The following is a 10,139-nucleotide window of genomic DNA, read 5'->3' on the forward strand; positions in this document are numbered from 1 at the left end:
CAATCACAGGGATTAAGATAATTTCTCCCTAATTTTAAAATATTTCTTTTAAATGTCAATATATAAAAGGAAATATCTATATCTAGGTTAGAAATTGGTAAAATTAATATAATTAAGGCCTTTTCTCACGAATTTTCTTTCTAAAATCTTAGCTTAACACTTGTTAGATTTACTTTTATCCTTTAAAATAGAATAGGAGAAATTCCGTTATTATTTTTCGGAGGAAAAAGAAATGTCCATTAATTGGCAGGAAATTTTATTTCACTTTTTAGGTGGTCTGGGACTATTCTTATATAGTATCAAGACCATGGGAGACGGTTTGCAACAAGCTGCTGGAGATCGCCTTCGTTTTTACATTGACAAATATACTAGTAATCCTTTCTTTGGAGTTCTGGTTGGTATTGGGATGACTGCTCTAATTCAGTCTAGTTCTGGTGTAACAGTTATCACAGTCGGTCTGGTCAGTGCCGGTCTCCTAACCTTACGTCAGGCTATCGGGATTGTCATGGGGGCTAATATTGGGACAACAGTCACATCCTTTCTTATTGGGTTTAAACTAGGTGACTATGCCCTGCCTATGCTCTTTATCGGTGCTGTCTGCCTCTTCTTTACAAAAAATCGGACAGTCAATAATATCGGACGCATCCTCTTTGGTGTCGGTGGTATCTTTTTTGCCCTCAATCTCATGAGTGGCGCAATGGCTCCACTCAAAGATTTACAGGTCTTTAAAGACTATATGATTGAGCTAAGTAAGAATCCTGTTTTGGGTGTCTTTGTCGGTACCGGCTTGACCTTACTGATTCAAGCTTCCTCGGCTACCATCGGGATTTTACAAAACCTCTACGCCAGCAACCTCATTGACCTGCAAGGAGCTTTGCCAGTTCTATTTGGTGACAATATCGGGACAACCATTACAGCCATCATTGCCTCTTTAGGTGCTAATATTGCAGCTAAACGGGTAGCAGGTGCCCATGTCGCCTTTAACGTGATTGGTACGGTTATCTGTATTGTCTTCCTTGTACCTTTCACTGGCTTGATTCATTGGTTTGAATCTACGCTAAATCTAGCACCGGAAATGACCATCGCCTTTGCTCATGGAACCTTTAATATTACCAATACCATTGTCCAATTTCCATTTATCGGAGCTCTGGCTTACTTTGTAACCAAGATTATTCCTGGAGAGGACGAGGTTGTCAAATACGAACCCTTATATCTTGATGAACACTTCATCAAACAAGCCCCATCTATCGCTCTCGGAAATGCTAAGAAAGAGCTCTTGCACTTAGGAAACTACGCTGCTAAAGCCTTTGACCTTTCCTATAAGTATATCATTGACTTGGATGAAAAAATTGCTGAAAAAGGGCATAAAACCGAAGAAGCCATTAACACCATCGATGAGCAATTAACACGTTATCTCATTGCCCTTTCAAGCGAAGCTCTCAGTCAAAAAGAAAGCGAAGTGCTCACCAATATCCTTGATTCCTCCCGTGATTTGGAACGGATTGGAGACCACGCGGAGGCTCTACTCAATCTAACTGACTATCTTCAAAGGAAAAATGTTGAATTTTCTGATGCTGCCTTGAAAGAATTAGAGGAAGTTTATCGTCAAACTAGTGACTTTATCAAAGATGCTCTGGATAGTGTGGAAAACAATGATATTGAAAAAGCACGCAGTCTTGTAGAACGTCATGAAGCAATCAATAACATAGAGCGTGTTCTCAGAAAAACCCACATCAAACGCCTCAACAAGGGCGAATGTTCAACACAAGCTGGGGTAAACTTTATCGACATCATCTCCCACTATACTCGTGTATCAGACCACGCTATGAACCTTGCTGAAAAGGTTTTTGCAGAACAAATCTAAGAACCAAGAAGCTATCCATCATAATTGGATGGCTTTTTGCTTTTTCCTAAGTAAGAATTTTTTCTACCATATAGAAAAATACTTTGATCCACAATGGAATCAAAGCATTTTAAAGAACTCCCCGTACATAAGGGCAGAAGCCGCAGTTCCTCTGTACTTGGCTTCTTCTCTCTTGATAAAACGAGCCAAGTTGAGCAACTCAGGTGCCGGATGTTTGGGATTCTTGAGCAATTCACGATTGACCAGACCTGAGAGACGAACTGCCAGCAATTGCTCATTTGTAGTAGGCAGTTTTTTAGCAGTCTCTAGGAGAGCAGCAACTAAATCTTCACTCAAATCATGACGAGCATGATTGTAAAGATCTTTTATAAGGCTTTCTAAGTTTGGTTCTACCATCCCTACCACCTCCCTTATGGTTTAATAATTTTTAATCAAATCAACCGTTGAACGATCCAATTTTTTCACCAAGGCTTGCAAGAAAGCTTGAGCTTCTAGGAAGTCATCCATAGCGTAGAGGGTTTGGTGAGAATGGATATAACGAGCACAGACTCCGATTGTTGTTGATGGGACACCACCATTTTTCAGATGAGCTGCGCCAGCGTCCGTTCCGCCTTTACCACAGTAGTATTGGTACTTGATTCCAGCTTCTTCAGCAGTTGTCAAAAGGAAATCCTTCATACCTGGGAGAAGCAAGTGACCTGGGTCGTAGAAACGAATCAAGGTTCCATCTCCAATCTTGCCTTGACCACCGTAGACATCACCTGCTGGTGAGCAATCAACTGCTAGGAAGACTTCTGGATCAAACTTGGTTGTAGATGTATGAGCACCGCGGAGACCAACTTCTTCTTGGACGTTAGAACCCAGATAGAGTTCATTACCAAGTTTTTGACCTGACAAGGCTTCTGCTAGCTCACTAACCATGAGAACACCATATCGGTTATCCCAAGCTTTTGAGATGATATTTTTTTCATTGGCTGTCAAGATTGCAGAACTATCTGGTACGATGGTGTCGCCAGGACGGATGCCAAAGCTTTCTGCCTCAGCCTTGTCCGCAAAACCACCATCAAAGACGATATCTGCAATAGCAGGCATGGTTGGTCCGCCCTTTCCACGAGTCAAATGTGGAGGAACAGAGCCTGAAATCACTGGAATTTCATGACCATCACGAGTCAGGAGTTTGAAACGTTGGCTGCTGACTACCATAGGATTCCAACCACCAATTTCAACCACACGGAAGGTGCCATCTGGCTTAATCTCGCTGACCATAAAACCAACTTCATCCATGTGAGAAGCGACCAAGACACGTGGTGCATCCGCAGCTTCTGAATGTTTAATCCCGAAAATACCACCCAAGCCATCTGTCACCACTTCATCCACGTGCGGTGTTAACTTTTCACGAAGATAAGCACGGACAGGTGCTTCATGACCTGAGATAGCAGCAAGTTCTGTTACTTCTTTGATTTTTGAAAATAATGTTGTCATTTCAGTTCCTTCTTTCTTTCATCCATTTTACCACTTTTTATAGGAGAAGGATAGCGGGAAGGTGGATTTCTAAATTAGTATCTTAGTCTTACTGTATCTTAGAAAAAGCTTGTATTTTCTTGCATGTGAGCTGAAATCTAAGAACTATTCCAAGACCAACCAAACTATTAATTCACAAACAAAAAACAATTCAATGCTATATTTGTTTAGTTTTTCATGAAATTTACAGAAAATAGTTGACTTTCCTTTCTTCTTTCTTTAAAATAATACAAAACTAGAAAAGGAAAAAATCATGACAAAAACAATTCTTGTTACAGGTGGGGCTGGCTACATTGGCTCCCATACCGTTAAAGCTCTTTTAAATGCTGGCTATCAGGTGCATGTCCTAGATAATCTCTCTACAGGAAATCGTTCAGCTGTAGATAGTCGTGCTAGCTTTAAACAACTGGATGTTTATGACGCCAGTGCCTTAAAAACTTACTTGGAAGAAAACAAGATTGACGCTGTTCTCCATTGTGCAGGTGAGATTGTTGTGAGCGAAAGTATTGAAAATCCAAGTAAATACTTCACTGCCAATGTTGCTGGTATGAACCAAGTTCTCAAAGTCTTATCTGAAGTTGGTATTCAAAAAATTATGTTCTCTTCGACTGCTTCCCTCTATGGTAATAACTGTATTGACAAGCCTGCAACTGAAGATACCCTGCTCGACCCTGTCAATCCTTATGCAGAAACAAAATTGATGGGTGAACGAATGATTTACTGGATGGCCAATCGCTACGATTGGAAATATGTCATTTTCCGTTACTTTAATGTAGCTGGGGCTGAAATGGATTTTTCAAACGGTCTGCGTGTGAAAAATCCAACTCATATCATTCCAAATATCAACAAGACCGCATTGGGACAAAATGATAGCCTAAAAATATTTGGAGATGACTACGATACACGTGACGGTTCATGTATTCGAGATTACATTCATGTCTTGGATCTTGCACAGGCTCATGTTAAAGGAATGAACTACCTCTTTCAAAAAGACAGTTCTTCTCAAATCTTTAACTTAGGAACTGAAAAAGGCTATACCGTCAAAGAAATCTTTAAAACTGCTGAAGAATTACTGGATCAAAAAATCCCACACGAAATTGTTGCTCGCCGTGCTGGTGACCCAGCTAGCGTCCTAGCAGACGCATCAAAAGCTAAACAATATCTTGACTGGCAAGCTAGCTACTCCCTCGAAGATATTATTTTATCAGATTATCATTGGCGTGTTAAAGAAGGCAAAAACATTTTGGAATAGGATAACAGAGGAGAAGGTCCTGGGCTCTCTCCTTGTTTTATTTATTAAATTGTCAGAAAATTTATTGACAGATTAAATAAATCGTGTTACAGTAATATCCGCAGGTATCTTTCGGTACCAAATCTATTTGAAAGGACGGGGTATGAAACTTTCTCATTATTTAATTGGCTTACTTCTACTCCTAGTCTTTCTCTCTATTAGCATTGGGACCAGTGATTTTTCATGGGGAAAACTCTTTTCTATGGATCATGAAACTTGGCTTCTCTTTCAAGAGTCCCGTCTCCCAAGAACCATCAGTATTCTCCTGACGGCCTCTAGTATGAGTATGGCAGGACTTCTCATGCAGACTATCACTCAAAATCAGTTTGCTGCTCCGAGTACAGTTGGAACCACTGAATCCGCCAAACTGGGAATGGTATTGAGCCTCTTTGTCTTTCCGTCGGCTAGTCTGACCCAAAAGATGCTCTTCGCTTTTGTTTCATCCATCGTATTCACCCTCTTCTTCCTAGCCTTTATGACCATTTTTACTGTAAAGGAAAGGTGGATGTTGCCTCTGATTGGGATCATCTATAGTGGGATTATCGGTTCTGTGACAGAAGTTATCGCCTATCGTTTCAATCTGGTTCAGAGTATGACTGCTTGGACTCAAGGCTCCTTCTCCATGATTCAGACCCATCAGTATGAATGGCTCTTCTTAGGCCTCATTATCCTGATAGCCGTTTGGAAGTTATCCCAAACCTTTACCATCATGAATCTAGGCAAGGAAGCCAGTGAGAGTTTGGGGATTTCCTACTCCCTACTTGAAAAACTGGCTCTCTTTCTGGTTGCGCTAACGACAAGCGTCACCATGATTACCGTGGGTGGCTTACCATTTCTCGGAGTTATTGTCCCCAATCTTGTTCGCAAGCGCTATGGAGATAACCTAAGTCAAACCAAACTCATGGTCGCACTAGTCGGTGCCAATCTAGTTCTGGCCTGCGATATCCTATCCCGAGTTCTGATTCGGCCCTATGAGCTGTCTGTCAGTCTCTTGCTAGGAATCATCGGTAGCCTCGTCTTTATCCTACTTCTCTGGAGAGGGGGACGAAAAGATGCAGTTTAAAAACAAACATACCAAACTCTTCTGCCTTCTCATTATTCTGGCCATCGGAGCTTGTATCCTCTATTTTTGGCCCATCACCCACCTATCTGCCTTTGCTTGGAAGTTGCGTTCCCAAAAAATTGTCGTTTATCTCTTGGTAGCTATCGCGACTGGGATTTCGACCATTAGTTTTCAAACCCTAACGGAAAATCGCTTCCTGACGCCAAGTATTTTGGGAATCGAATCCTTCTACGTCCTACTACAAACCCTACTACTGGTTTTTGAAAGCAAGTTTCTTCAACTCGGGAAATCTCCCATCTTAGAATTCCTAGTTTTGCTTCTGCTTCAATCCCTCTTCTTTCTCGCCTTACAAGGCTACTTGAAGACACTGATGAAACAAGACTTGGTCTTCATCCTGCTAATCTGTCTAGCCTTCGGAAGTCTCTTTCGAAATATCAGTACCTTCCTTCAGGTTCTGATGGATCCAAACGAATACGATAAACTGCAGAACAGTCTCTTTGCCTCCTTTCAACATCTCAACACTTCCATCCTAGCCATCGGCTCTCTAATCATCCTTGCTTTGACAGTCTTTTTCTTCCGGAAAGCAGTCACTCTGGATGTCTTGCACCTACAAAGAGAAACGGCTCAGATATTGGGACTCAATGTTGAAAAAGAACAGAAAGAACTCCTCTGGGGCATCGTGCTTTTGACTTCAACTGCTACTTCCTTGGTAGGACCTATGGCCTTCTTCGGCTTTATGCTAGCCAACCTTACTTACCTGATTGTCAAAGATTATCGGCACAAGCTACTCTTTATCGTAGCCATTCTGGTCGGATTTATCAGTTTGACCTTGGGGCAAGCCCTTATTGAACGAGTCTTTGCGCTGGAAATTCGCATCAGCATGATTATCGAGAGCGTGGGTGGTCTCTTATTCTTTATCTTACTTTACAGGAGGGCGCGTCAGTGAAACTGGAAAACATTGACAAATCCATTCAAAAACAGGATATTTTACAAGACATTTCGCTTGAAGTCAGTCCTCAAAAACTGACAGCCTTTATTGGTCCCAATGGTGCTGGAAAATCAACTCTCCTCTCCATTATGAGTAGACTAACCAAGAAGGATCAGGGAATTCTCAGTATCAAAGATCGTGAAATCGAGAGTTGGAATTCACAAGAACTGGCTCAAGAACTGACTATCCTAAAGCAGAAAATCAATTACCAAGCCAAATTGACTGTTGAAGAACTGGTCAGTTTTGGACGTTTTCCCTACAGCCGAGGTCGACTGAGACCAGAAGATTGGGAAAAAATCCGAGAAACTCTGGACTATTTAGAACTGACCAACCTAAAAGACCGCTACATCGATAGCCTATCTGGTGGACAGATGCAACGTGTTTTTATCGCTATGGTACTGGCCCAGGATACAGACTTTATCTTGCTGGACGAACCACTCAACAATCTCGATATCAAGCAAAGCGTCAGCATGATGCAGATTCTCAAGCGACTGGTGGAGGAACTCGGAAAGACCATTATCATCGTTCTCCACGATATCAACATGGCCAGCCAGTATGCGGATGAAATTGTCGCCTTCAAGGACGGTCAAGTCTTTAGCAAGGGAAGAACCGATCAAATCATGCAGGCTGACCTGCTCAGTCAACTATATGAGATTCCTATCACGCTAGCTGGTATCAATGGCAAAAAGATTTGTATCTATAGCTAGTAACATAGAAGCTCAAGTTAGAGAACTTTCAGTCTCTTAGTCAATAAAACCTAGAGACTCCCTAAATCGTTATCACATTTTAAAAAGGAGAAATTATGAAAACATCCCTTAAACTTTATCTCACTGCCCTAGCGGCCAGCTTCTTGCTCCTACTTGGTGCATGTAGTACAAACTCAAGCACTAGTAAGACGGAGTCAAGTAGCTCTGCTCCAACAGAGGTAACCATTAAAAGTTCACTAGGTGTAGTCACACTTTCAAAAGTCCCTGAAAAGATTGTGACCTTTGACCTCGGTGCTGCGGATACTATTCGCGCTTTAGGTTTTGAAAAGAATATCGTCGGAATGCCTACAAAAACTGTTCCGACTTATCTAAAAGATCTAGCTGGAAAAGTTAAAAATGTTGGTTCTATGGTTGAGCCAGACCTAGAAGCCCTTGCTGCTCTTGAACCAGACCTAATTATCGCTTCACCACGTACCCAAAAATTCGTAGATAAGTTCAACGAAATCGCTCCGACTGTTCTATTCCAAGCAGGCAAAGATGACTACTGGACTTCTACCAAGGCTAATATCGAATCCCTAGCAAGCGCCTTTGGTGAAACTGGTACACAGAAAGCCAAGGAAGAATTGGCCAAGCTAGACAAGAGCATCCAAGAAGTCGCAACTAAAAATGAAAGTTCTGACAAAAAAGCCCTTGCCATCCTCCTCAACGAAGGAAAAATGGCTGCCTTTGGTGCCCAATCTCGTTTCTCTTTCTTGTATCAAACTTTGAAATTCAAGCCAACTGATACTCAATTTGAAGATTCTCGCCACGGACAAGAAGTCAGCTTTGAAAGTGTCAAAGAAATCAATCCTGACATCCTTTTTGTCATCAACCGTACCCTTGCCATCGGTGGGGACAACTCAAGCAACGACGGCGTCCTAGAAAATGCCCTCATCGCTGAAACTCCTGCCGCTAAAAATGGTAAAATTATCCAACTCACACCAGACCTCTGGTATCTAAGCGGAGGCGGACTTGAATCAACAAAACTCATGATTGAAGACGCACAAAAAGCCTTGAAATAAGCTACTTTAAACTCAATCACATCTTTACATGATAAAACGCATCCTATCAAGCTCACTCAAACCTGATAGGATGCGTTTTTATCATTTCACTAAAATATTTTTACCTAGCCTCATTTTTCTTCTTGATTCCGTTTAAGGGAAAAATGATCCGGTACGGGGTCCTTGCCTGGTTTCGACCAAGGATGGCAATGTAAAATCCGAGCCAAGCCCATCAAAACACCCTTGAAGCCATGTTTTTCAATAGCCTGAATCATATAGTTTGAACAAGTCGGCTCAAAGCGACAAGAGGGTGGAAAGGCTGGTGAGAGAAAACGTTGGTAAAAGCGCACAGGCGCTATTAAAATTCGTTTCATTATTTCTTGGTTACAGCCATTGTGTGTAGTTGGCTGATTTCTTTTTTGTTAAGGCGACGCGATTCACCTGGACGAAGACCTGTCAAGTCTAGATGTCCAAAACGGGTCCGAGACAACTTATCTACTTGGAGACCAACAGCTTCAAACATCTTTTTAACCTGGTGATTACGCCCTTCATGGATAGTTAACTGCACCACAGAGCGGTTTTTAACTGGGTCCACTTTGAGAATCTCATAGACAGCCGGCTTGGTTTTCTTGCCATCAATCTCAAGTCCACGGGTCAAGGGACGAAGATTGTCCTTATTGGCCACACCTTTAACACGCGCGACATAAACCTTGTCAATCTCATTACGAGGGTGAATCATCTCATCCGTAAAATCCCCATCATTGGTCAAAATCAAGACTCCTGATGTATCCCAGTCCAAACGTCCAACTGGGTAAATGCGCTCTTTTACATTAGGCAAGAGGTCGACTACCGTCTTGCGGCCCTTGTCATCTGTCACACTGGAAATGACACCGCGTGGTTTGTTAAGCAGATAATAGACCTTTTCTTCGTTGTAGATAGGTTGACCTTCAACTTCAACCTTGTCGCCTGACTTGATAGTGGTTGCTAGTTCACGTACCACTTGACCGTTAACCGTCACCAAACCTTGCTTGATCAGCTCTTCTGCTTTTCTCCTACTGGCCACACCTGCGTGGGCAATATACTTATTGATTCTCATCTTCTTCTATCCTTTCACCAAATAATTGGCTTTCTTGGGCTTGAATCTCAAGCTCATCAATCACTGGTAATTCTTCTAAATGGTTTATCCCCATGTAATCTAGGAAATAATCCGTAGTCACATAGAGGTTGGGACGACCCAACACTTCTTTTTTCCCGTCTTCTCGTATCAAGTCAAAGGCCTGCAACTTTGCCAAAGCCCCACTCGAGTTGACCCCACGGATGGCATCAATCTCTATCCGTGTGATGGGCTGTTTGTAGGCAATAATGGACAAGGTCTCAAGGGCAGCCCGAGATAAACTCTGGTTGATAGGTGCCTTAGAGTATTCCTTCAAAATCTCTGAAAACTGAGGCTTGGTCACCAATCTATAAGCGCCCCCTGTCTCAATCAGAGCCAAACTGGAATCTGGGTCCTTTTCATACTTCTGGGCTAATTTTTCTAAACTCTGTTGGATGCCTGTCGGTGGCAGAGAGAGGAGTTCAGCTAACTGGCGGACTCTAATCCCATCTTCACCCGCTACAAACAAGAGCGCTTCTATTTTTGCTAAAGTACTCATCTTTCCTCTCTAT

Annotated in this window: 11 protein-coding genes; 6 read left to right on the top strand and 5 right to left on the bottom strand. The window is 42.2% G+C overall.

Going from position 1 to position 10,139, the window contains the following annotated elements:
* Window positions 1–232: 232 nt before the first annotated feature.
* Complete coding sequence (locus HT714_RS02295) at window positions 233–1,864, top strand: Na/Pi cotransporter family protein (RefSeq protein ID WP_173226080.1); 1,632 nt, start codon at window positions 233–235, stop codon at window positions 1,862–1,864.
* 99 nt (window positions 1,865–1,963) lie between these two features.
* On the opposite strand, the gene HT714_RS02300 is transcribed toward HT714_RS02295, so the two are convergent.
* Together HT714_RS02300 and pepA are read right to left on the bottom strand one after the other, a co-directional pair.
* Window positions 1,964–2,260 carry a bacteriocin immunity protein gene (locus HT714_RS02300; RefSeq protein WP_173226078.1) on the bottom strand — a complete coding sequence of 99 codons (297 nt, stop codon included), beginning with the start codon at window positions 2,258–2,260 and terminating at the stop codon, window positions 1,964–1,966.
* Between the two features lie 21 nt (window positions 2,261–2,281).
* Complete coding sequence (gene pepA, locus HT714_RS02305; RefSeq protein WP_000209167.1) at window positions 2,282–3,346, bottom strand: glutamyl aminopeptidase; 1,065 nt, start codon at window positions 3,344–3,346, stop codon at window positions 2,282–2,284.
* 292 nt (window positions 3,347–3,638) lie between these two features.
* Here pepA and galE point away from each other — a divergent pair, with 292 nt between their 5' ends.
* From galE to HT714_RS02330, 5 genes are all read left to right on the top strand, one after another.
* Window positions 3,639–4,637: a UDP-glucose 4-epimerase GalE gene (galE, locus tag HT714_RS02310; protein ID WP_173226076.1), complete on the top strand. Its 999-nt coding sequence runs from the start codon at window positions 3,639–3,641 to the stop codon at window positions 4,635–4,637.
* A 142-nt stretch (window positions 4,638–4,779) separates the two neighbouring features.
* Window positions 4,780–5,739 (top strand): ABC transporter permease, encoded by a 960-nt coding sequence (locus HT714_RS02315; RefSeq protein WP_173251411.1) that lies wholly within the window; start codon window positions 4,780–4,782, stop codon window positions 5,737–5,739.
* Window positions 5,729–6,685, top strand: a complete 957-nt coding sequence (locus tag HT714_RS02320; protein WP_173251413.1) for an iron chelate uptake ABC transporter family permease subunit — start codon at window positions 5,729–5,731, stop codon at window positions 6,683–6,685. The genes HT714_RS02315 and HT714_RS02320 overlap by 11 nt, the downstream gene beginning before the upstream one ends.
* Entirely contained in the window at window positions 6,682–7,434 is a 753-nt protein-coding gene (locus tag HT714_RS02325) for an ATP-binding cassette domain-containing protein (RefSeq protein WP_173251415.1), read from the top strand. Before HT714_RS02320 ends, HT714_RS02325 begins: the two co-directional genes overlap by 4 nt.
* Window positions 7,435–7,529: 95 nt before the next feature.
* Window positions 7,530–8,495 (top strand): siderophore ABC transporter substrate-binding protein, encoded by a 966-nt coding sequence (locus HT714_RS02330; protein WP_173251417.1) that lies wholly within the window; start codon window positions 7,530–7,532, stop codon window positions 8,493–8,495.
* Window positions 8,496–8,605: 110 nt separating this feature from the next.
* Here HT714_RS02330 and yidD read toward each other — a convergent pair whose 3' ends face one another.
* From yidD to scpB, 3 genes are read right to left on the bottom strand one after another with little or no spacing between them, the layout of a single operon-like run.
* Window positions 8,606–8,848, bottom strand: coding sequence for a membrane protein insertion efficiency factor YidD (gene yidD, locus HT714_RS02335; RefSeq protein ID WP_173251419.1), 243 nt, complete (start codon window positions 8,846–8,848; stop codon window positions 8,606–8,608).
* The gene (locus HT714_RS02340; RefSeq protein ID WP_001222228.1) at window positions 8,848–9,570 is read right to left on the bottom strand and encodes a pseudouridine synthase; all 723 of its coding nucleotides are present in this window, start codon (window positions 9,568–9,570) and stop codon (window positions 8,848–8,850) included. The genes yidD and HT714_RS02340 overlap by 1 nt, the downstream gene beginning before the upstream one ends.
* Window positions 9,557–10,126 (bottom strand): SMC-Scp complex subunit ScpB, encoded by a 570-nt coding sequence (gene scpB, locus HT714_RS02345; RefSeq protein WP_020903100.1) that lies wholly within the window; start codon window positions 10,124–10,126, stop codon window positions 9,557–9,559. The genes HT714_RS02340 and scpB overlap by 14 nt, the downstream gene beginning before the upstream one ends.
* Window positions 10,127–10,139: the final 13 nt, after the last annotated feature.

This window comes from Streptococcus sp. 3705, assembly GCF_013277145.1.
Taxonomy (GTDB): domain Bacteria; phylum Bacillota; class Bacilli; order Lactobacillales; family Streptococcaceae; genus Streptococcus.